This window comes from Ruegeria profundi, from assembly GCF_020171505.1.
Taxonomy (GTDB): Bacteria; Pseudomonadota; Alphaproteobacteria; order Rhodobacterales; family Rhodobacteraceae; genus Ruegeria; species Ruegeria profundi.
Window position 1 is genome coordinate 141,701 of the sequence record NZ_JAIUZS010000001.1, and the last position, 21,401, is coordinate 163,101.

General features: G+C 55.8%; 18 protein-coding genes. 8 read left to right on the plus strand and 10 right to left on the minus strand.

Translation table 11 applies throughout. The annotated features are described in order from the left end of the window. Positions 1–76: 76 nt before the first annotated feature. Complete coding sequence (locus tag LCM21_RS00595; RefSeq protein WP_224888873.1) at positions 77–1,576, minus strand: CoA-acylating methylmalonate-semialdehyde dehydrogenase; 1,500 nt, start codon at positions 1,574–1,576, stop codon at positions 77–79. Positions 1,577–1,678: 102 nt separating this feature from the next. Here LCM21_RS00595 and LCM21_RS00600 point away from each other — a divergent pair, with 102 nt between their 5' ends. The 3 genes from LCM21_RS00600 (at position 1,679) to coaD (ending at position 3,656) form a co-directional block, all read left to right on the plus strand. After that, positions 1,679–2,581 carry a LysR family transcriptional regulator gene (locus LCM21_RS00600; RefSeq protein WP_224888874.1) on the plus strand — a complete coding sequence of 301 codons (903 nt, stop codon included), beginning with the start codon at positions 1,679–1,681 and terminating at the stop codon, positions 2,579–2,581. Positions 2,582–2,642: 61 nt separating this feature from the next. Further along, entirely contained in the window at positions 2,643–3,080 is a 438-nt protein-coding gene (locus tag LCM21_RS00605) for a CBS domain-containing protein (RefSeq protein WP_068331046.1), read from the plus strand. An 84-nt stretch (positions 3,081–3,164) separates the two neighbouring features. Beyond that, on the plus strand, positions 3,165–3,656 hold the full coding sequence (coaD, locus tag LCM21_RS00610) for a pantetheine-phosphate adenylyltransferase (protein ID WP_224888875.1): 492 nt from the start codon (positions 3,165–3,167) through the stop codon (positions 3,654–3,656). On the opposite strand, the gene gap (LCM21_RS00615) is transcribed toward coaD, so the two are convergent. From gap (LCM21_RS00615) to gap (LCM21_RS00625), 3 genes are all read right to left on the minus strand, one after another. Further along, the gene (gene gap / locus LCM21_RS00615; protein ID WP_068331050.1) at positions 3,648–4,652 is read right to left on the minus strand and encodes a type I glyceraldehyde-3-phosphate dehydrogenase; all 1,005 of its coding nucleotides are present in this window, start codon (positions 4,650–4,652) and stop codon (positions 3,648–3,650) included. The two genes, coaD and gap (LCM21_RS00615), sit on opposite strands and share 9 nt — an antisense overlap. A gap of 82 nt (positions 4,653–4,734) precedes the next feature. Next, positions 4,735–4,878 carry a glyceraldehyde-3-phosphate dehydrogenase gene (locus LCM21_RS00620; protein ID WP_068331052.1) on the minus strand — a complete coding sequence of 48 codons (144 nt, stop codon included), beginning with the start codon at positions 4,876–4,878 and terminating at the stop codon, positions 4,735–4,737. Positions 4,879–4,949: 71 nt separating this feature from the next. Further along, positions 4,950–5,951 carry a type I glyceraldehyde-3-phosphate dehydrogenase gene (gene gap, locus LCM21_RS00625; protein ID WP_224888876.1) on the minus strand — a complete coding sequence of 334 codons (1,002 nt, stop codon included), beginning with the start codon at positions 5,949–5,951 and terminating at the stop codon, positions 4,950–4,952. 181 nt (positions 5,952–6,132) lie between these two features. Between gap (LCM21_RS00625) and LCM21_RS00630 the strand changes: the two genes are divergently transcribed. Next, on the plus strand, positions 6,133–7,095 hold the full coding sequence (locus LCM21_RS00630; RefSeq protein ID WP_224888877.1) for a DUF808 domain-containing protein: 963 nt from the start codon (positions 6,133–6,135) through the stop codon (positions 7,093–7,095). A 54-nt stretch (positions 7,096–7,149) separates the two neighbouring features. Here LCM21_RS00630 and tkt read toward each other — a convergent pair whose 3' ends face one another. Then, entirely contained in the window at positions 7,150–9,174 is a 2,025-nt protein-coding gene (gene tkt / locus LCM21_RS00635; protein WP_224888878.1) for a transketolase, read from the minus strand. A gap of 236 nt (positions 9,175–9,410) precedes the next feature. Here tkt and LCM21_RS00640 point away from each other — a divergent pair, with 236 nt between their 5' ends. The 3 genes from LCM21_RS00640 to LCM21_RS00650 are packed head-to-tail and all read left to right on the plus strand — an operon-like array spanning position 9,411 to position 10,977. Next, complete coding sequence (locus tag LCM21_RS00640) at positions 9,411–10,232, plus strand: hypothetical protein (protein WP_224888879.1); 822 nt, start codon at positions 9,411–9,413, stop codon at positions 10,230–10,232. Beyond that, positions 10,232–10,627: a cell division protein ZapA gene (locus LCM21_RS00645; RefSeq protein ID WP_068331062.1), complete on the plus strand. Its 396-nt coding sequence runs from the start codon at positions 10,232–10,234 to the stop codon at positions 10,625–10,627. Before LCM21_RS00640 ends, LCM21_RS00645 begins: the two co-directional genes overlap by 1 nt. Next, positions 10,624–10,977, plus strand: coding sequence for an MliC family protein (locus LCM21_RS00650; protein ID WP_224888880.1), 354 nt, complete (start codon positions 10,624–10,626; stop codon positions 10,975–10,977). The genes LCM21_RS00645 and LCM21_RS00650 overlap by 4 nt, the downstream gene beginning before the upstream one ends. Here LCM21_RS00650 and grxD read toward each other — a convergent pair whose 3' ends face one another. The 5 genes from grxD to LCM21_RS00675 form a co-directional block, all read right to left on the minus strand. Then, positions 10,978–11,340: a Grx4 family monothiol glutaredoxin gene (grxD, locus tag LCM21_RS00655; protein ID WP_224888881.1), complete on the minus strand. Its 363-nt coding sequence runs from the start codon at positions 11,338–11,340 to the stop codon at positions 10,978–10,980. A gap of 251 nt (positions 11,341–11,591) precedes the next feature. Continuing rightward, positions 11,592–11,828, minus strand: coding sequence for a BolA/IbaG family iron-sulfur metabolism protein (locus tag LCM21_RS00660; protein ID WP_068331068.1), 237 nt, complete (start codon positions 11,826–11,828; stop codon positions 11,592–11,594). A 134-nt stretch (positions 11,829–11,962) separates the two neighbouring features. Beyond that, complete coding sequence (purL, locus tag LCM21_RS00665; RefSeq protein ID WP_224888882.1) at positions 11,963–14,122, minus strand: phosphoribosylformylglycinamidine synthase subunit PurL; 2,160 nt, start codon at positions 14,120–14,122, stop codon at positions 11,963–11,965. 160 nt (positions 14,123–14,282) lie between these two features. Continuing rightward, entirely contained in the window at positions 14,283–16,568 is a 2,286-nt protein-coding gene (locus LCM21_RS00670; RefSeq protein WP_224888883.1) for a mechanosensitive ion channel family protein, read from the minus strand. A 279-nt stretch (positions 16,569–16,847) separates the two neighbouring features. Beyond that, entirely contained in the window at positions 16,848–17,756 is a 909-nt protein-coding gene (locus LCM21_RS00675; protein WP_224888884.1) for a LysR family transcriptional regulator, read from the minus strand. A gap of 169 nt (positions 17,757–17,925) precedes the next feature. Here LCM21_RS00675 and LCM21_RS00680 point away from each other — a divergent pair, with 169 nt between their 5' ends. Continuing rightward, positions 17,926–21,345 (plus strand): indolepyruvate ferredoxin oxidoreductase family protein, encoded by a 3,420-nt coding sequence (locus LCM21_RS00680; protein ID WP_224888885.1) that lies wholly within the window; start codon positions 17,926–17,928, stop codon positions 21,343–21,345. The last annotated feature ends 56 nt before the right edge of the window (positions 21,346–21,401 follow it).

Below are 21,401 nucleotides of genomic sequence, written 5' to 3' on the forward strand. Positions count from 1 at the left end.
ATGTTTAGGGGCGGATTTACAAAAATAAACCCGACCGTTTTAAGGCCGGGTTTATCTTTTGTGCTAAGCGCCGGAATCAGTCCATCGCTTTGAAGTTGAACTCGCCACCTTCTTTGATGCCCGAGGGCCACCGAGATGTGACCGTTTTCGTGCGCGTGTAGAACTTGAAACTATCCGGTCCGTGCTGATTCAGATCGCCAAACATGGATTTTTTCCAGCCGCCGAAAGTGTGGTAGGCCAGCGGCACGGGGATCGGGACGTTGATACCGACCATGCCAATGTTAACCCGGCTGGCGAAATCGCGCGCAGTGTCACCATCGCGCGTAAAGATGGCGGTGCCGTTGCCGTATTCGTGGTCCATGGCCAGTTTCAGCGCTTCTTCATACGATCCAGCGCGAACGGTGCTGAGGACGGGCCCAAATATCTCCTGTTTGTAGATGTCCATTTCCGGTGTCACGTGGTCGAACAAATGGGGGCCGACAAAGAAGCCGTCCTCATACCCTTGCAAGCTGAAATCGCGGTTATCGACAACCAGTTTCGCACCTTGCTCGACGCCCGAGTTGATCAGCCCGAGAATACGCTCTTTTGCGGCTTTGGTCACAACGGGACCCATGTCAACGTCATCGCCAGCGGTGTACGGCGCAACCTTCAGCTTTTCGATCCGCGGCACCAGCTTTTCGATTAGCGCGTCGGCTGTTTCCTCACCCACGGGCACAGCGACGGAGACGGCCATGCAACGTTCGCCCGCAGCACCGAACCCAGCACCGACCAGAGCGTCAGCGGCCTGATCCATGTCTGCATCCGGCATGACAATCATGTGGTTCTTGGCGCCACCGAAACACTGCGCGCGCTTACCGTTCGCCGTTGCGCGGGAATAGATGTACTGCGCGATCGGCGTTGAACCGACAAAGGAAACGCCTTGAATGATCTCGCTGTCCAGCAGGGTGTCCACGGCCTCTTTGTCGCCATTTACGACTTGGAAGACACCTTTTGGCAGGCCAGCTTCGACGAATAATTCAGCCAACATCAGCGGAACCGAGGGATCACGTTCAGACGGTTTCAGAACAACAGCGTTACCACAGGCCAGCGCCGGGCCCACGTGCCACAAAGGCATCATGGCGGGAAAGTTGAACGGCATGATCGAAGCCACGACACCCAAAGGCTGACGCATCGAATACATATCGATACCGGGGCCCGCGCTGTCAGTGAACTCTCCCTTCAGCATCTGAGGCGCACCGATGCAGTATTCGATCACTTCCAACCCACGCTGCAAATCGCCTTTTGCATCTGGCAGGGTTTTGCCATGCTCTCGGCTTAGCGCTTCGGCCAGCTTGTCCATGTCGCGGTTCATCAGGTTGACCATCGCCATCATGACGCGCGCGCGTTTTTGCGGATTGGTCGCGCCCCATGCCGGCTGTGCGATCGCCGCCTGTTCTATGGCTGCTGTGGTTTCAGCCGCGCTTGCCATCGGACATTTATACTGCACTTCACCCGTGGCCGGGTTGAAGACGTCGTCGAACCGGCCCGAGGTGCCAGCGACATATTCGCCATTCAGGAAATGTGTCAGGTCTTGCATCGAAAACTCCTCCGATAATTTACGGCTAGAATAGGCTTGCATAAATCGCACGAACAGAGGCAATGTTTCAAAATTGCTTTGCAAAAATGCAAAAGGAACTCCATGACCCCGAACTGGGATGACATGCGGATTTTTCTGGCCGTCGCACGCGAGGAAAGCCTGTCTTCCGCAGGGCGTATCCTAAAGATAGATCCGGCCACGGTCGGGCGGCGGATTGCCCGGCTTGAGGCATCTTTGGACACAACTTTATTTACGAAGTCACAACAAGGATACGTGTTGACCGCCTCGGGTGAACGTCTGCTGGATCACGGCTTGCATGCGGAAGAAGCGATGCGCGCGGCGGCGGGGGCCGTTGCAGGTTCTGCCAAATCACTCAGTGGTCAGATACGGATCGGCGCCCCGGACGGTAGCGCCAACTACTTGCTACCGCAAGTTTGTGCGAAAATCAGCGATGCCAACCCGGATTTGGATATCCAAATCCTCGCCCTGCCTCGAATCATCAACCTCTCCCGGCGAGAGGCTGACATGGCTATAACCGTTAGTGCACCAACCGCTGGCAAGCTACTAATCAAGAAAATCAGCGACTACAGACTGCATTTGGTGGCGGCGCAAGACTACCTGGATCGTCACGATCCAGTTCGGTCAGTCGAGGACCTGAAAGGACATCGCCTGATCGGGTACATCCCGGATATGATCTTTGACCGAGAGCTGGACTATCTCAGCGACATAGGCATTGACCGTGTCGTCCTTGCATCAAATTCGGTTTCGGTTCAGCTGCGACAAGTTTCGCTGGGTACCGGTGTCTGTGTAGCGCACGACTTTACCTTGCCGTTCCATCCAACACTGCGGAAAATCCTGACGGATCAAGTGAGTTTGACGCGAAGTTTCTACCTTGTCCGGCATCAGGGGGATCAGCGCAACGAAAGGTTGAACCGCTTTGCCGGAGCGTTGATGCAGGGCATCCGGGAAGAGATCGCGCGACTTGAGGCCGAAGCCGACGCTTGACAGGGTTGGCCATTCCGGCAACGCTTTGGAAAACAGTACGTTATTTTCCGGAGGTTTTTATATGCTTGTTCAGGCTATTCTTACATCCAAGGCGACGGACGGGGTGGTTACGGTTGCCCCGACAGCGACGGTTTCTGAGGCCGCTAAGATTCTGGCCCAAAAACGGATCGGTACAGTTGTCGTGTCAGAGGATGAAGGCAAAACGGCCATCGGCATCCTGTCCGAAAGAGATATCGTGCGAGAATTGGCCGCCAGCGGCAGCGGGTGTCTGAACCAACCGGTCGAATCTTACATGACGCGCGAGTTGATGACTGCGACGCAACAAGAAAGCGTGCAGGATATCATGACCCGCATGACCGAAGGCCGTTTTCGCCACATGCCAATTGTCGAAGACGGAAAGCTGATTGGCATCGTGACTATTGGTGACGTGGTCAAAGCGCAACTGACCGAGCTGGCTATGGAAAAAGACGCCCTTCAGGGCATGATTATGGGGCACTAACAGGCCCGGTTTCTTTGCGACCTCTTGCGCTGTCAGCAAAGTTGTGTTTGCTGACGCGTAATTTCCAGGACGCAGGAGAGTGCGATGCGGGTTGCTCTGTACCCAGGAACCTTTGACCCGATTACTCTGGGCCATATAGATATCATTCGCCGCGCCTCGGCCTTGGTGGACAAACTGGTTATTGGAGTCGCCATTAACCGCGACAAAGGGCCATTGTTCTCATTGGAGGAGCGTGTGGCCATGATCGAGGCAGAGTGCGCGTATCTTTCGCAGCAGACCGGAACCGAGATTATTGCCCACCCGTTTGAAAACCTGCTGATCGACTGCGCCCGTGATGTGGGTGCCCAAATTATCGTACGTGGGCTGCGGGCCGTTGCAGATTTCGAGTATGAATTTCAGATGGTTGGCATGAACCGCGCACTGGATGACTCGATCGAGACTGTCTTTTTGATGGCTGAGGCGCGGCACCAGGCCATCGCCTCAAAGCTTGTGAAAGAGATCGCTCGTCTTGGCGGGGACGTGTCGAAATTCGTCACGCCCCAGGTTAATGAAGCCCTGCGAGAGAGATTAGGCTAGGGCACCCATTGCGGCCGCTGTGTCCAGCATGCGGTTCGCGAACCCCCACTCATTGTCGTACCAGGCCAACACACGCACCAGCGTGCCATCTGTGACTTTGGTTTCAGCCAGCGACACGGTCGAGCTGTGTGAATCGTGGTTGAAATCAATCGACACCAGCGGGCGATTTTCGGCGGCCAGAACACCGGGGATTTTTGCAGCCGCTTCAACAAACAGCGCATTCACCTCCTCATCCGTGGTCGGGCGCGAAACCTCTGCCACCAGATCAACAACCGACACGTTCGGTGTGGGCACGCGAATGGCCTGACCCGTCAGTTTACCGACCAGTTGCGGCAGAACCAGACCAACTGCAGCAGCGGCGCCGGTGGTGGTTGGGATCATTGATAGGGCTGCAGCGCGGGAAAGATAAGGGTCTTTGCCTACTGTGTCATGAACTGGCTGGCTGGCGGTGTAGGCGTGTACGGTTGTCATGTTGCCGTGTACAATGCCAAGGCCCGCGTCAAGAACGGCTGCGACAGGTGAAAGGCAGTTAGTGGTGCAGGACGCATTTGAAACGACTGTGTCTTCGGCTGTCAGTTCGTGATCGTTCACACCAAAAACAATCGTTTTAACCGCCGCATCTCCGCGTGCAGGTGCCGAGATCAAAACCTTTTTCGCGCCGTTTTTCAGGTGGCGTTCCGCAGCTTCGCGCGTGCGAAACACGCCGGTGCATTCCAGAACGACATCTACATCCGACCAATCAAGCGCTTCGGGGTCGCGTTCGCTGGTCAGACGGATCGGGCCGGCACCAACATCCAATCCTTCGTCGGTCAGCGTAACCTTATGAGGGTAACGGCCATGAACGCTGTCAAACTCAAACAGGTGCGCGTTCATTTCGGGTTTGCCAAGGTCGTTGATTGCGACGACTTCCAGATCAGTACGGTTGTTCTCCATCACTGCGCGAAGAACTCCGCGTCCGATCCGTCCAAATCCGTTGATTGCCAGCTTTAGTGTCATGTTCTGCTCCGTCCGAATATCGGCTGTTGACGAGTTAGCGCTAACAAATCCAGATGGGCAGAAATGTCAAGTAAAACATCTATCAGCGCCAGAATGCGAGCCAGTCCAAAAAGGCAAAAAGCTTCTTGCCGAGGAAGACCAAATGCTCGGACCCAAACATGGTTAAGTCTAAAATAATTCCACCAAGAATCAAAAGGCCAAGCCAGATAGCGATTTGGTTGGTCATTGCGGCCCCAAACGGAAATGCCCGCCCAGATAACCTGAGGGGGCAAAAAGGTTCAAGAAATCAAATCGCCCTTAGTTAAGCCGACCCATGGCCACGGCAACATCGGCCATACGAACCGAAAAACCCCATTCATTGTCGTACCACGCCAGAACGCGCACCAGTCGGTTGTCGACAACACGCGTTTGATCCGGCGCAAAGATCGAGCTTTCCTCGGTATGGTTAAAGTCGGTCGAAACCAGCGGGGCAGGTTCATAACCCAATACACGCTGCATCGGGCCTTGTGCGGCGTGGCGCACGATGTCGTTGACTTCGTCAACCGTTACATCACGCGCAGCGCGGAAGGTCAGGTCCACCGCCGACACATTCGGGGTCGGCACGCGGATGGCTGAGCCGTCCAAACGACCTTTCAGATTGGGCAGAACCTCACCCAAAGCCTTCGCAGCGCCTGTCGAGGTCGGGATCATCGACATAGCGGCAGCACGGGCGCGGTACAGATCGCTGTGGCGACGGTCCAGCGTCGGCTGGTCGCCCGTATAGGCGTGGATTGTCGTCATTATACCGTTCTCGATGCCGATACCTTCATCCAGAACCTTGGCAAGCGGAGCAAGGCAGTTCGTGGTGCAGGAGCCGTTCGAAACCATATTATCGTTCGCGGTCAGAGTGTTGTGGTTCACGCCAAACACGATGGTTTTATCGACATTCTTTCCGGGCGCCGACAGCAGAACCTTGGCTGCACCGCGCTCTAAATGGGTCTTAGCCTTGTTGCCATCATTGAACTTGCCGGTGCATTCCAGAACGACGTCGCAGCCTTCCCAGTCCAACTCAGCCATGTCGTAGGTCGAAAACATCTCCATTGGGCCGCGCCCCAGATCCATCGTATTGCCGTTGACGGCGATATCGCGCGGAAAGCGACCATGGATGCTATCATATTTCAAAAGATGCGCCGAGGTTTCCAGCGGGCCGGTTGCGTTGACCTTGATCACTTCGATGTCGTTACGTCCTGACGCGGCGATGTGCGACAGGGTGCAGCGGCCGATGCGGCCAAATCCGTTGATCCCGACCTTGATGGTCATGTGACGTCTCCAAATGCGCTTGCGTTGCAGGCCGTATAGCGGTGATTTCTAAATCCCAAAAGACTAAAAACGGCATATTTTTAAGGTGTTAGCGCAAACCTCACGCGATTGCGCTAACGCTTGCGCTAGCTGTGAGATCGGGTAGGGTCCGAGTGCGGCAGGTGACACGAAAGGATGCGCGATGAGCGGTCTACTGGCCCTATTGGATGACGTGGCAGGCATTGCCAAAGTGGCGGCAGCTTCGGTGGACGACGTGGTTGCAGCGGCGGGTAAGGCAGGCACAAAAACGGCTGGGGTCATCATCGACGATGCGGCGGTCACGCCGAAATACGTGCAAGGTTTTGCGCCAGCGCGCGAGTTACCAATAATCTGGCGCATCGCCCGCGGGTCGGTCTTCAACAAAATCGTTCTACTGCTGCCGGTGGCACTGTTGCTGGCAAATTTCGCGCCTTGGCTGATTACGCCACTTTTGATGATTGGTGGCTCGTATTTGTGTTTCGAGGGGGCAGAAAAGATATTCCATGTCCTTTTCCCGCACGGCAGTCAGGCAATCGAAGAAGACATGAGTGTGAAGGATCCGGGCCATCTTGAGGAACAAAAGGTCAAAGGTGCAATCAAGACCGATTTCATTCTGTCCGCGGAAATCATGACCATCGCGCTTGCCGCTATTGAGGCACCGAACCTTTGGATGCAAGCGGCTACCTTGGCAGTGGTTGGGCTTGGTGTAACGATTGCCGTCTATGGTTCGGTGGCGATGATCGTTAAGATGGATGATGTCGGGCTATACTTGGCCCAGAATGCCCTGACCCCGATCGGGAGGGGGTTCGGGCGCGGTTTAGTCAGGGCGATGCCGAGCGTCATGAAGACTCTTTCGATTGTAGGCACGGCGGCAATGCTGTGGGTCGGTGGGTCGATCATCATCCACGGGATGGAGGATTTAGGCTTTACCTGGCTTGGGCACCACATTCATGACTGGGCCTATGCCATTGGACATTCGGTTTCTGAACAATGGGTCGGGGCAGTTGAGTGGATATCAAAGGCCACAATGGATGGCGTGTTTGGTTTGGCGTGGGGATTTGTCTTGATCCCGGTAGCAACCAAGGTGATTGGACCGATGCTGTCCAAGACACCCAAGGCGCACTAGGTTCCAAATCAAAAGGGCGACCAATGCCGCCCTTTGCTTGTTTTCTGAACGGGCTTAAAGCCCAAGCAAACCCTTGACCTTGGCCACTGTTGCCTCGGCCGTTATGCCGAAATGCTTGTACAGTTCACCAGCCGGGGCTGATGCACCAAAGCTCGACATGCCGATAAACCCGGCTTTTGCTTCACGGCCACGCTCACCCAGCAGCCAACGGTCCCAGCCACCAGCGCGAACAGCGGCCTCGATGCCAACACGCACAGGACCTGCTGGCAGTACGCGTTTGCGGTAGGCTTCGTCTTGCTGCGCGAAAAGTTCCATGCAGGGCATTGAGACGACGCGGGTGCCGATGCCTTCGGCTTCAAGCATCGCTTTGGCTTCCATCGCCAGCGAAACCTCAGAGCCCGTGGCGATCAGGATGGCCTGACGCTTGGCTTCGGCCTCTGCCAGCACGTACGCACCTTGCGCAACCATGTTCTTGGTCTTGTGCTGGGTGCGCACGGTCGGCACACCCTGACGCGTCAGTGACAGGACCGAGGGGCTGTTCTTGAAGCTCAGTGCCAATTCCCAGGCTTCGGCGGTTTCAATGGTATCCGCGGGGCGGAACACATAGGTGTTCGGCGTTGCACGCGAGATGGCCAGATGTTCTACTGGTTGGTGGGTCGGGCCGTCTTCACCCAGGCCTATCGAGTCATGGGTCATCACGAAAACCGACGGGATCTTCATAAGCGCCGACAAACGCATCGCAGGGCGTGCATAGTCGGTGAACGCCATGAACGTTCCACCATAGGGACGGATACCACCGTGCAAGGCCATGCCGTTCATTGCAGCGGCCATGCCGTGTTCGCGGATACCGTAGTGGATGTAGCGACCCTTGCGATTCTCCGGCAGGAATACGCCCATGTCTGCGGATTTGGTGTTGTTCGAACCGGTCAGGTCGGCCGAGCCGCCTACGGTCTCGGTCATGATCGGGTTCACAACATTCAGAACCTTCTCGGATGAGGCGCGCGTGGCCAGTTTCGGCTGCTCTTCCGACATCTGCTTTTTGAATGCGCGGATCGCTCCGGCGAGCTTTTTGGGCACTTCAAACGCGTATGCGCGGTTGAATTCCGCCTGCTTACGTTCAGACAGCTCGGCGAACCGCTCTTCCCATGCTGCCCGCTCGGTTGCACCACGGGCACCGATGGACTCCCATGCGGACTTGACCGAAGCAGGAATTTCAAACGGGCCATGCGGCCAGCCATAGCCATCTTTAGCCGCTTTCAACTGGTCCTTGTCGGTCAGGGCGCCATGGCCTTTTGATGTATCCTGCGCCGCGTGACCCAATGCAATATGACTTTCACACGCGATCATCGTTGGTTTGTTCGATTTTTTGGCCTGCACGATGGCCGCATCGATCGCCTGCGGGTCATGACCGTCGATCTCAATCACATGCCAGCCCGAGGCCGTGAAGCGGCGCACCTGATCGGTGCGATCAGCGATATCTACTGTGCCGTCGATAGTGATGTTGTTGTTGTCCCAAAAGACGATCAGCTTGCTCAGCTCGTGTCGACCGGCCAGGGCGATGGCCTCTTGGCTGACGCCTTCCATAAGGCAGCCGTCGCCAGCGATCACGTAGGTGTAGTGGTCGACGACCTTTTTGCCGTAATGCGCCCGCTGGATTTCCTCAGCCATTGCAAAACCGACAGCATTCGCAATGCCCTGGCCCAGCGGGCCGGTTGTGGTTTCAATACCGTTGATCAGGAAGTTTTCAGGATGGCCCGCAGTCTTTGCACCCAACTGTCTGAAATTCTTGATCTCTTCCAGTGTCACATCCGCATGACCTGTCAGATATAGCAGCGAATAAACCAGCATCGAGCCGTGGCCCGCCGACAGAATAAACCGGTCGCGGTCGGGCCAGTTCGGGGCAGAGGCATCGAACTTCAGGTGCTTTTCGAACAGTACGGTCGCGACGTCGGCCATGCCCATCGGCATGCCGGAATGGCCGGAATTGGCAGCAGCGACGGCGTCAAGGGTCAGGGTGCGGATGGCCGCAGCTTTGTCCCAGTGTTCAGGGTTTGCATTGCGCAGCGCAGTCAGGTCCACGGGCGTTGTTCCTTTGGATTACAGGCAGATGGGCCGCTGAATACCATTCACCCCCCAAAGTGCAAGCAGAACCCCGCGTTTTAATGACAGTATGGTTCAAGAAAACAGCCCAAGTCGTTGAAAGCAAACAGTGGGTATTTTCAGTACCGTTAGGATACACTAGGGCAAGTTGCGGCCGAAAATGATTCGGATAATCCCGCAATAGAAACGAACCTTGGGTAAGAGGTGGCAGGGGCATGAGCCAGATCGAAGAATTACAGCGCCGTATCGTTGCCGCGATGGATCGGATCGGGGCCGGCGTCGACACGTTGTTAGATGCTTCATTAGATGCTTCGCTGGATACGGCTCCGGCTGAAAGTGGCGGCGATGACGCCCTTCGCGCGGCGCTCGAGGATGAGCGTATCGCCAATGCGCAGTTGGAAGAGCGGCTAAAAGCATTGAAAGAACGCCATGAGCAGGAAGCTGACGCGATGCGCGCAGAACTAGAAAGCCTGCGAACGACTCCGGCGGACGACCCTGAGAGCGCCGCGTTGCGAGAACAACTGGCCGAAGCGCATACAAAACTCGCTGCAGTCGAAGCCGCACGCGCCGAACTCGCTGAGGCCAAGGCGGCGCTTGAAAACCAGGACGAGCTTGAGGCTTTGAAAACCGAGAATGCGCAGTTGAAAGCCGTCGCCGCCTCGACTCAGGAGACGAAGGCAGAGAACGCGCGTCTACGGGCCGAATTGGCTGATAGTGAGCGCGTTACCGAGCTGAGCGCCGAATTGGATATGCTACGCGCCGAGCGGTCAAGCCACGGCGCAGCGATGTCGCGGCTGGATGACGATTTGCAGCGGATGCGCAAGGCGAACGAACAGCTACGACGGTCGATTGACGAGTTGCGGGCAGCCGCCGAAGACGGCTTGCCGGATGCTGATCTGCTAAACCGTGCAACGGTTGCCGAGCTTGAGGCAACCCGCGCCGCGCAGGCGACGGATGCGGCCGAAGCGCACGCGGTTCTTGCCCGGCTTGAACCATTGCTGTCCAAAGCGAAACTGGCGGAAGGAGAGGTTGAATAATGCCCGAGGTGACCATTCAAATCGGTGGGCGCGGCTTTGACGTCTCGTGCCAGGAAGGTGAAGAGGCGTTCCTGTATTCTGCAGCCAAGATGCTGGATGATGAGGCGCAGATCTTGTCCGATCAGATCGGGCGTATGCCTGAATCGCGTATGCTGCTGATGGCAGGTCTGATGCTGGCCGATAAAGTGGCCGGGACGGATGACAGGATCAAAGCGCTTGAGGCCAAGCTGGCTGAGGTCGAGGCCGAATTGCAAGCTGTGAAGAACATGCCGCAACCAGAACCAGAGCGGTTCGAGGTGGCCGTGGTGCCACCATCGGTAACGGATACGCTGGCCGAGGTTGCCGCTCGGGCGGAGGCGATTGCATCGGTGATCGAGGAGAGGTCCGGCGGATGAGCGCACTGAAACCGGCGGTTGTTGTTGCGCTGTTCGCCTTGCCGCCAACGGTGGCATCGGCTGACATCGATATTCTGCCGGTCACGTTCACCTGTCAGAACGGTGTTGAACTAAAAGTTGCCTATTTCAACACGACGGACGGGTCGAGTGCAGCGGCGATGGTAGTAGACAATCAGTTGGTCACTCTGCGTCAAGTCCCAAGCGGCTCGGGCATCCGCTATGAATCAGATGGCAGCGTTGGCACATACATTTTGCGTTCGAAGGGCTGGGACGCGACCGTCAGTTTCCTGGCGACAGGTTCAGATGCCGCCAGTGAACAGGTTGTTTTGGAAGGCTGTAAAAGCCGCTGATCAGGCGTTTGCTTCGCGGATCTTGTCGGCTGCATCCTTGTTGTAGCCAACACCGTTATCGTCAAACAGCGTGTCCAGCTCACCAGACAAGGTCATCTCAGTGATTATGTCGCAGCCGCCTACGAACTCGCCCTTTACATAAAGTTGGGGAACGGTCGGCCAATCGGAATAGTCTTTGATACCCTGGCGAATATTCTCATCGGCCAGCACGTTTACGTCGGTGTATTCGACACCCATGTAGTTCAAAACACCAGCCACGCGCGACGAGAACCCGCATTGAGGCATCTCTTTCGTGCCTTTCATATACAGCACGACATCGTTGGCTTTGACCGTATCGTCAATTTGGGTCTTCACATCAGTCATTTCGCGTTTCCTTTGCTCTTAGGCATCATCGCTTTGGCATAATCTTGCGGGACTCTGAGTCACTTTAGTACGTGAAGTGCCCACCTTCGGACCCGCCAAGGTCAATGTTTGCTTGTAGTGTGCGTCATCCAATTTCAGAAAGAGAACCTTGCTTGGACTTGGGATCATTTTTTGATCGGCTCCAATTTGACAGCGCGGTTTTGGCAATAGCGACTTCGAAGCTGATCGCGGTGCCTAGTCCAAGGTCCATACTATTCTGGCGCTTTTGTAGTCAGTGCCAGCGCATGCAACTCCCCGTCCGGGCCATCCATTTTTCCCTTCAACGCGGCATAGACTGCACGCTGTTGCTGAACCCGGTTTTTGCCGCGGAAGCTTTCGTCCACCACCATGGCGGACATATGAACACCGTCATGCCCGCCAACCTGAATCTCAGCATCCGGGAAGGCTTCGCGCAGCAGGTGTTCGATTTCGTGGGCGCTCATCGGCATGTAGGTAACTCCTGAAGGTCTTTCCCAAGATGTAGAGCGCCCGGTCGAGGCGCGCAAGGGTGTGATGAGGGTCTGAAAATCACAAAACCCACGCAATTGGTGCGCAGGTTTCGCGATGCGGTTGCGATGTGATCTCAGGCTACAGCTGCGGCAAAACTGCTGCGGAAGGTATCCGCAAGGTCGGTCAGCGAAGCTTCGGAGTTCCCGATCTTGACAGTGTCACCAGTGAAGCGTCCAACAGACACCAGCGGGACACCGGCCTGACCTGCTGCGATCATCAAAGCCTCGGCCTGATCAAAATTACATGCGATCAGATAGCGGGCCTGATCTTCGCCGAACAGGAACTCGGTCGACGCCTCGTCGAGATGGATGCCGACACCGGCAGATTCGGCCAGTTCAAACGCCGCCAGGGCAAGCCCGCCGTCGCCAAGATCAGTACATGCTTTGATCAACTCGCGGTTTTCACGGACAAAGTCGCCATTGCGCTTTTCAGCGTCCAGATCAACATGAGGCGCATCCCCGTCTTCGCGGTTGAAAACCTCAGCAAGCAGGGCCGATTGACCAAGATGGCCGTGAGTTTCACCGATTACCAGCGCGACGTGACCTTCGCGGACTTCGGTGCCGATGATCTCATCCGTATGATTCAGCAAACCTACCGCGCCGATGGTTGGCGTCGGCAGGATCGCCTGACCGTCAGTTTCGTTATAAAGCGAGACATTGCCCGAAACGATTGGCATATCCAGTGCTGCGACGGCCTGGCCGATCCCCTTGATCGCACCGACGAACTGACCCATGATCTCGGGCTTTTCAGGATTGCCAAAGTTCAGGTTGTCGGTGGTCGCCAGCGGTTTGGCCCCAACAGCGGTCAGGTTTCGATAGGCTTCGGCCACCGCCTGTTTGCCACCCTCGACTGGATTTGCCCGGACATAGCGCGGGGTTACGTCGCTGGTGAAAGCCAACGCCTTGTCGGTTCCGTGAACGCGGACCATGCCAGCACCCAAACCGGGCGTGCGGGCAGTGTCAGCCATCACCATCGTGTCATACTGTTCGTACACCCACTGCTTGCCAGCATAGTTGGGGGAAGAGAGCAGGGCGCGCAGGCCATCAATTGGGTCGATCTGAGGCACTTCGGCCAGCTCCTCAGCCGCCGGTGTCGGAACCCACGGGCGGTCGTATTCCGGCGCGGTGGAGGACAGCTTAGACAGGACCAAATCCGCTTTGACCTCTCCGTTGTGGACAATCAAAAAGCGGTCTTCGGCAATGGTTTCACCAACGATGGCGAAATCCAGATCCCATTTTTCGAAGACGGCGCGGGCCTCAGCCTCAAGCTTGGGCTTCAGCACCATGAGCATGCGTTCCTGCGATTCAGACAGCATCATCTCATACGCTGTCATGTTCTCTTCGCGCTGGGGTACATTCTCCAGATCAAGACGAACGCCCAGACCACCCTTGTCGCCCATTTCAACAGCAGAACAGGTCAGGCCAGCGGCGCCCATGTCCTGAATCGAGATTACGGCGCCTGTCTGCATCAGCTCTAGTGTGGCTTCCATCAGGCGTTTTTCGGTGAACGGGTCACCTACCTGCACGGTCGGGCGCTTTTCTTCAATCGTGTCGTCGAACTCAGCGGATGCCATCGTTGCTCCACCCACGCCATCACGACCGGTTTTGGCACCTAGGTAAACCACCGGCATACCGACGCCAGACGCTGCCGAATAGAAAATCTTGTCGCTGTCAGCCAGACCTGCGGCAAAGGCATTCACAAGGCAGTTGCCGTTGTATGCGGGATGGAATCGCACCTCACCGCCAACGCACGGCACACCGAAGCAATTGCCATACCCACCGATGCCTTCGACCACGCCGTTGACGAGCTGGCGTGTCTTGTGGTGGTCAGGTTCACCAAACGAGAGGGCATTCATCGAAGCAATCGGCCGCGCGCCCATGGTGAACACATCGCGCAGAATACCCCCGACACCGGTCGCGGCACCCTGATAAGGTTCGATGTAGGAGGGGTGATTGTGGCTTTCCATCTTGAAAACAACGGCTTGCCCATCCCCAATATCGACAACGCCGGCGTTTTCACCCGGTCCACAGATGACCTGAGGGCCAGAGGTCGGCAAGGTGCGGAGCCATTTCTTCGAGGATTTGTAAGAGCAGTGCTCGTTCCACATGGCGGAAAAAATGCCCAGTTCGGTGAAGGTCGGTTCGCGCCCGATGATCTCAAGGATCATGTCGTATTCTTCGGGTTTCAATCCGTGGGCGGCAATCAGATCCGGTGTGATGGCGGGCTCTTGCATCGTCTGTCCTGTTCTCAAGGTGGCCGAGATTGCGCGCGTTTTAGGGCAAGGCTGCGTCGGTGGAAAGGGTTAAGACCAACCGCATCGGGTTTCCTGCGGCAATCCGATGAAAAAGGCCGCCCTTGGAACGGCCTTTTGACTATTTGCAATGACCCGTGGGTTACTTCGGCGCGCCGTGTGCCGAGCCGGGTTTCTGCGCTTGCTGCTCAACCTGTTGATTGACAGCTTCGCCCGCTGCAGCCCCGATCGCGGCCTTTTGCTCTTCGCTCAGGTGGTCGGCATCGTCCAAACCGGGGATCGCAACGCGAACTTCGCGCCGCGCAAAATCAATCCCGTTTTCATTGAACGCGGCCTTAACGCGGTTAAAGATTTCTTTGCGCAGGGTGAATTGCTTGCCAGGCTTGGCCATAAATTTACCCCGGATGATCATGCCGACGTCGTCGAAGTCAAACACACCCTGAGACTTGAAGGGCTGAAGGAAACCGTCCTTGAAGGCTTCGTCGGCCATCATCTCGGCCCCGATCTTCTTGAAAATCTTCTTCACTTTGTTGGGGTCAGTGTCGAAGGGTACGGTGAATTTCAGCTTCATGATGACCCAGTCGCGGCTGTAATTCGTCAGCTTTTGTATCTCACCGTAAGGAATGGTGTGAACGGGACCGCGATGGTGGCGCAGTTGCATCGAACGGATCGAGATTTTTTCGACCGTACCAGTGGTGCCGCCAACGTCGACATATTCGCCCACCCGGAAAGCATCATCGACAAGAAAGAAAATCCCACCAACGATATCGGCAACCAGCTTTTGCGCACCAAAGCCGATAGCCAGACCCAGTACACCGGCACCGGCGAGCAGCGGCGTGATATTGATACCCAACGCCCCAAGCGCCAGAAGGACAAAGATCACTGCGATGGCAACTTGGGCCGTCACGCGCAGAAGGGGCAAAACGGTCGCAAGGCGTGAACCGCCCGAGCCACCGCCTTCGCCGGCTTCGGCGTCGGGGCTCTGCTCGGCTTCGGTTTGCTCTTTTGCCAGACGGCGATTGATCCAAAGAGAGACAAGTTCATTCAGGATGTACCCGACAGCGATAATAATGAAGAACTGGATTAACCTTCCGCCAGCTTCTTCTCTGCCGCCTGCGATTTCTTCGAGGTCAAAATCCCACGCCCTTGCAATCATGAGAATGATTACAATTCCCGCAAGAACGCGGCCAATTCGGATATAGCTACGCTTGGTGGATTTGTAGGCTCTTTCAGCCACGCGACCTTCACCTTGCATCGGAGGTTGCAGATGACGCACTAACCCTCGTATCAGGGTGTCCAGCGCAGGCGCGATCAACAGCCAGAACATGGTGATGAAATGCGCCCCTTGAACCAGCAGGGCAATTTTCGCCGGATCGCGCTGCGCAGCCAGAAATTCAACAAGAAACCAGAAGGCTGCCGAGACCCCGATGGCGAAGTACGGGTAATAACGGGCCACCTCTTCGTCGAATTTTGTGCGGTCTGGATCTGTGCCAAGCATCATCTGCGACAGCCCTTCACGCGCAGTCCACGCAATGACGCCAATGTAGATGTGGATTGCAGCATTCAGCCAAAAACCGATGCGCGTATCGTCGCCCGTGATTCCGTTCAAGGCGTTAAAACGAAGGATAAACAGCGTAAATCCGATCAGAATGAGAAGCCCGACCAAATTGCGATACAGGTACTTCGCCCAATGATCATCGATATTCACCAGGCGGAAATGAGGCTTGGAAGGGGCTAGAATAAACCGCGAAGCGGCCGCCCCGAGGCGAGGAATCCAAATCAAATAAAACACAAATGGCCCGGCGAAGGTAAGTTGCTCGGGCGTTAACAGTCCTCGGCCCAGTGCTCGTATGACGACATAGAATACGACCAAACCGGCGATCTCACGGCAAAATCGATTGAACAAATAGCTCACCGCACCCCAAAGATCGTTTTCATCAGCCGGTTCAGGCCTGTTTCGCCAGTTCCGGGTAAGCAGGCCGAAAAGCTTTTCCGCGATGTATCCGGCGGCCAAAATACTCAGGACCAGGCCAATCAGAATAAAGGCACCGTTTACTCCGAAGTTTCCGAAAAAATTGTCGACTGCTTGTGTCTGCGCGGTAAACAAATTCGGTACGGTAACCGCCACGTTAGTCCACGAAGCCACCATTGCGGCCCATATTTCACCGATTTCCGTGATTGGATCTTCACGCTCTGCCTCTTCGGCTTGGTTTTGTTCGGCAACTGCGTCCAAACGCTCAAGCAGGATGGCGCGGACCTGGTCATCGGACATGCGCGCGACAAGATCATCTACTTGTTCCGGGGTCAGATCTTGGGGAATGCTGACCGTGCCCGTGGGGCTGGGCGCCTCATTTTCCTGCGCAGACACGGGATGGCAAAGGCAACAAACTGAAAAGATCGCCAGAAAAAGGCGAACAGAAGTAAGCATCGAATCTGTCCTCGAACACACAACTTTATAAATTTTGCGTGATCATAAGAATAAGTGCCCGAGAATCATAGATGTTTTGCCCTTTGAACGCAGTATGCGTCGCCCAAAGGCAAAAAAAAGGCCGAGCACTAAGCTCGGCCGTAGTCCAACAGGGAGGTATGAAGATGATGAGCGTTTCGGCATCATCGCCTTCGAATGCTCATTTAGGGATCAGTTTGTTAACGATCAAGACATTTCAGTTTGATCGCTGGTCATGTCCGCTATGCCATCTGCGCATAGCTAGAGTTTTCCCAATAGCTTCAACTGTTTGCGTTGCTCAATGATCTCGTCCTGCACGAAATCGCGAAAGGCTGCGACGCGTTTAGAATGACGCAACTCCTCTGGGTAGGCGAGGTAAACAGGAACATCTGCACTTTCGATATCGGGCAGGATGGGAACGACATTGGGCAGCCCATGGGTGACATAGTCGGGCAAGACACCGATACCCAGATGGTGCAATACGCCTTGCAAGACTCCGAAGTAGTTGTTGACCGTCAGCAGTGAGCCCGGGTTGTAGGTCATCAAATGCCGAACCATGGCTGCGCTGGCACCAACTTGCGGGGCCGCGGGTGTCTGGCAAATCAAACGGTGGTGCTCGATGTCTTCCAGCGAGGTCAGCATACCTCCGCGCGTGTCGAGATATTCCTGCGTCGCGTAAAGCTGCATTTGCACCGTCATCAGACGCTTGCGAACCAGATCCGCCTGGCTGGGTTCTTTCATGCGAATGGCGACGTCCGCCTCGCGCATCGGCAGGTCCAACACACGTTCTTCCAGCATCAGATCGATGTTTAGATCGGGATATTGCTCGTAGAGCTTTGGAAGGCGCGGGGCCAGCCACAGCGTGCCGAAACCAAACGTCGTCGTCACGCGCAAGACCCCGAACACCTCTTCCTCACTGTCGCGGATTCGCGCTGCGGCCGCATCCAGGCGCTTCGACATGGCCGAAGTCGCATCAAACAGCAGCTCGCCCTGTTCGGTCAGGATCAACCCCCGCGCATGGCGGTGAAACAGGGTCGAATCAAGCGACTCCTCCAACGCTCTGATCTGTCGGCTGACCGCTGATTGAGACAGATTCAGCTTGTCACCCGCATGAGTCAGGCTGCCTGCATCCGCAACTGCGTGAAATATCCTAAGCTTGTCCCAATCCATCGCCGCAACTTTCGTTATCCTTCGGAAGGCCTATATGAAATAGGTAACAACTTCTACATTCAAACTCTGAAATCCTTGGGATACTGAGGATAAATACTATACAGGTCAGAAATTATGACCTAAAATAGACGGACATGGAGCACACTGATCTGACGAGGGGAGACGTCTGATGAGTCAGCCGCAAATATCGCTGAACGACAGATTTGATTTGGAAAAAAGCCCCGTTCTTTTGAACGGCACACAAGCGCTTGTGCGCCTGATGCTGATGCAGAAGGCAAGGGATACACAGGCGGGCCTAAACACCGCAGGTCTGGTGACTGGATATCGTGGCTCACCGCTGGGCGCAGTGGACACGCAGATGACGCGGGCGCAAAAACGGCTGGCGGAAAGCGACGTCACCTTTCAATACGGGCTGAACGAGGACCTTGCCGCAACCGCGCTTTGGGGAAGCCAGCAGGCAGGGCTGCGCGGGGATGGAAGGTTTGATGGTGTCTTCGGTCTTTGGTACGGCAAAGGCCCCGGAGTTGATCGGTCCGGCGACGTGATGCGCCATGCCAATATGGCGGGTACGGCCAAGCACGGTGGCGTGCTGATGGCGATGGGGGACGACCATACCGGCGAAAGCTCGACCGTTTTACACCAGTCCGAATGGTCGCTGGTCGATATGTACATGCCGGTCGTCAGCCCCGCTGGTGTGCAGGAAATACTGGATTATGGCATCTATGGCTTCGCGCTTAGCCGGTTCGCAGGAGTCTGGGTTGGTCTGAAAACGATGAAAGACACGATCGAGGTAACGTCGGTCGTGGATGGCAGCGTAGACCGGATGAATCTGGTTGTACCCGACTTCAGTATGCCCGAAGGCGGGTTGAACATCCGGTTGGGCGATACACCGCATCTGCAAGAAGCGCGCATTATCGACTATAAACGTTTTGCGGCTGAAACGTTTTCGCACGCGAACAAGATGGACAAGCGTGTCTGGGGTAAACCCGGTGCCAAGATAGGCTTTGTTGCGGCAGGTAAAAACTGGCTTGACCTTATGCACGCCATGTCTCTGCTGAATATTGATGCCGAAGAAGCCGAGCGGTTGGGGATTACCACGTACAAGATCGGCCAGACTTTCCCATTGGATATGTCCGGCTTCCATGACTGGGCCGAAGGGTTGGACCTTGTTGTTATCGTGGAAGAAAAGCGCAAGCTGATCGAGGTTCAGGTTAAAGAGGCCATCTTTGATGACCGCCGGGGGCGTCGTGTTTACGGGTGGTACAAAGGCGGGGCCGGAACCTTGCACCGCGAGGAGCTGTTCCCCACACGTGGCGCACTTGATCCGAACATGATCGCCGAGAAGCTGGGCGAAATCCTGATCGAAGAGGGCCGCGATACGGATGGCGTTCGCGCAGGTTTGGCCAAGCTGTCCGAGGCGCGCCGAGCCGACAACGCCGAAGAAATCGCGACGCGGTTGCCGTATTTCTGCTCGGGGTGCCCTCATAATACCTCAACCAAAGTGCCGGATGGCAGCCGTGCCTATGCCGGTATTGGCTGTCACTACATGGTACAGTGGATGGACCGGGAAACAACCGGGTTCACCCAGATGGGCGGCGAAGGAGCCAACTGGATTGGTGAAGCGCCGTTTTCGACCACCAAACACGTGTTCCAGAACCTTGGCGACGGCACGTATAACCACTCGGGCGTGCAAGCAATCCGTGCCGCGCTTGCCGCGGGTACGAACATCACCTTTAAAATCCTGTATAACGACGCCGTCGCAATGACCGGAGGGCAAGAGAACGAAGGTGATTTGACCGCCGAGCGGATCGTTGCCGAAGTCACAGCAATGGGCGTACAGCACGTGGCAGTGGTGTACGATGAAAAAGAAGACGTGAACTTCAAGGCTCTGCCCTCAAGTGTCGAGACGGCAGAACGCGCTGAGTTGATGCGGGTTCAGGAGCGTTTCCGCGAAATCGCGGGCGTTTCGGTTATCGTATACGTGCAAACGTGCGCTGCCGAAAAACGCCGCCGGCGTAAGCGTGGTACTTTCCCCGATCCGGACAAGCGCGTGTTTATCAACACGGATATTTGCGAAGGCTGCGGCGATTGTGGGGTGCAATCGAACTGTGTTTCGATTGTTCCGAAAGAAACCGAATTGGGGCGCAAGCGTGCGATTGACCAATCAAGCTGTAACAAGGATTTTTCTTGCCTCAAAGGGTTTTGCCCGTCGTTTGTAACGTTGGAAGGCGCAAAAATCCGCAAAGAAGCCACGACTGAGATTGATCTACCTCACCTGCCTGATCCCGTGCTGCCGGAAATCGAAGGAACGCATAACGTGGTGATCACCGGGGTAGGTGGTACCGGCGTGGTGACGTTGGGTGCGGTCCTGGCACAGGCGGCGCAGATAGACGGCAAGGGCGCAGGTATGATGGAGATGGCGGGACTGGCCCAAAAGGGTGGTGCCGTACATATCCATTGCCGTCTTGCAAATAAACCCGAAGACATCAGCGCCATTCGCGTTGCGACCGGCGAGGCGCACGCATTGATCGGCGGTGATTTGGTTGTTTCGGCCGGTGCGAAAACACTGGGCCTGACACGTTCAGGACAAACCGGCGCGGTGGTCAACAACCATGAAACAGTAACGGGTGATTTCACTCGCGATACCAATTTCCGCATTCCTGGAGATCGGCTTGAACTGGCCTTGCAGGCACGGTTGAAAGAAGGCGTCTCTTTGTTCGATGCGACTGAACTGGCGCGCGCGGTGATGGGAGACTCGATTTATTCTAACATGATGGTTTTTGGTGCGGCGTGGCAGCGGGGTTTGCTGCCGATCAGCAAAAGCGCCATGACGCAGGCTATCGAATTGAACGGCACCGCTGTTGAACGGAACAAACGCGCGTTTGATATCGGGCGTTGGGCGGTTTTGCATCCATCCGAAGTGGAAGCAATTCTAAAGCCCAATGTGGCGGAAATGCCGAAAACACTGGATCAAAAGATCGATTATCGCGCCGAGCATCTGACTGCGTATCAAAGCAACCGTTTAGCCAAACGCTATCGTGCATTCGTGGACCGGTTTGACGATACTCAGGTCCGGGAAGCCGTGGCAAAAGGCTATCATAAGCTTTTGTCTTACAAGGATGAATACGAAGTTGCCCGGCTGATGCTGGACAGTCGTAACAAGGCGGCAGCCGAATTTGATGGTGACTTTAAACTGACGTTCCATCTGGCTCCTCCAATTTTGGGCGGGAAAGGTCCGGATGGACGCCCCAAAAAGCGCGCATTTGGTGAGTGGATGCTTACGCCAATGAAGCTCCTGGCCAAGCTTAAAATCCTGCGCGGCACACCGCTGGATATCTTCAGCTATAGCGAAGAACGACGCATGGAGCGTGATCTGATCAAGCAATACGAGCGTGATTTCAAAGAGGTGGAGCCCTTGATTAATGCGCAAACCCGCGACGCAGTGATCGCCTTGGCGCAACTTCCGCTGGATATCCGGGGGTTCGGTCCGGTTTTGCGGACAAATGAGGCAAAGGCCGCCAAAAGGCGCGAAGAATTGCTGAGTATGATCAAGGGCGGAGGTCCGGAGCTGCGCGCTGCTGCTGAATAAATCGTCACAGGGTTGTCACGATGCCTAGGCAAAATAGTTGCCTGACCCTATTTTGC

Coding starts and splice junctions, on each gene's coding strand:
- LCM21_RS00670 (WP_224888883.1), bottom strand. CDS start 16,568: ATGCTTACTTCTGTTCGCCTTTTTCTGGCGATCTTTTCAGTTTGTTGC.
- LCM21_RS00680 (WP_224888885.1), top strand. CDS start 17,926: ATGAGTCAGCCGCAAATATCGCTGAACGACAGATTTGATTTGGAAAAA.
- LCM21_RS00605 (WP_068331046.1), top strand. CDS start 2,643: ATGCTTGTTCAGGCTATTCTTACATCCAAGGCGACGGACGGGGTGGTT.
- grxD (WP_224888881.1), bottom strand. CDS start 11,340: ATGACTGATGTGAAGACCCAAATTGACGATACGGTCAAAGCCAACGAT.
- LCM21_RS00595 (WP_224888873.1), bottom strand. CDS start 1,576: ATGCAAGACCTGACACATTTCCTGAATGGCGAATATGTCGCTGGCACC.
- gap (WP_224888876.1), bottom strand. CDS start 5,951: ATGACCATCAAGGTCGGGATCAACGGATTTGGCCGCATCGGCCGCTGC.
- LCM21_RS00640 (WP_224888879.1), top strand. CDS start 9,411: ATGAGCCAGATCGAAGAATTACAGCGCCGTATCGTTGCCGCGATGGAT.
- LCM21_RS00660 (WP_068331068.1), bottom strand. CDS start 11,828: ATGCCGATGAGCGCCCACGAAATCGAACACCTGCTGCGCGAAGCCTTC.
- purL (WP_224888882.1), bottom strand. CDS start 14,122: ATGCAAGAGCCCGCCATCACACCGGATCTGATTGCCGCCCACGGATTG.
- LCM21_RS00630 (WP_224888877.1), top strand. CDS start 6,133: ATGAGCGGTCTACTGGCCCTATTGGATGACGTGGCAGGCATTGCCAAA.
- LCM21_RS00675 (WP_224888884.1), bottom strand. CDS start 17,756: ATGGATTGGGACAAGCTTAGGATATTTCACGCAGTTGCGGATGCAGGC.
- LCM21_RS00645 (WP_068331062.1), top strand. CDS start 10,232: ATGCCCGAGGTGACCATTCAAATCGGTGGGCGCGGCTTTGACGTCTCG.
- LCM21_RS00650 (WP_224888880.1), top strand. CDS start 10,624: ATGAGCGCACTGAAACCGGCGGTTGTTGTTGCGCTGTTCGCCTTGCCG.
- coaD (WP_224888875.1), top strand. CDS start 3,165: ATGCGGGTTGCTCTGTACCCAGGAACCTTTGACCCGATTACTCTGGGC.
- LCM21_RS00620 (WP_068331052.1), bottom strand. CDS start 4,878: ATGACCAACCAAATCGCTATCTGGCTTGGCCTTTTGATTCTTGGTGGA.
- LCM21_RS00600 (WP_224888874.1), top strand. CDS start 1,679: ATGACCCCGAACTGGGATGACATGCGGATTTTTCTGGCCGTCGCACGC.
- gap (WP_068331050.1), bottom strand. CDS start 4,652: ATGACACTAAAGCTGGCAATCAACGGATTTGGACGGATCGGACGCGGA.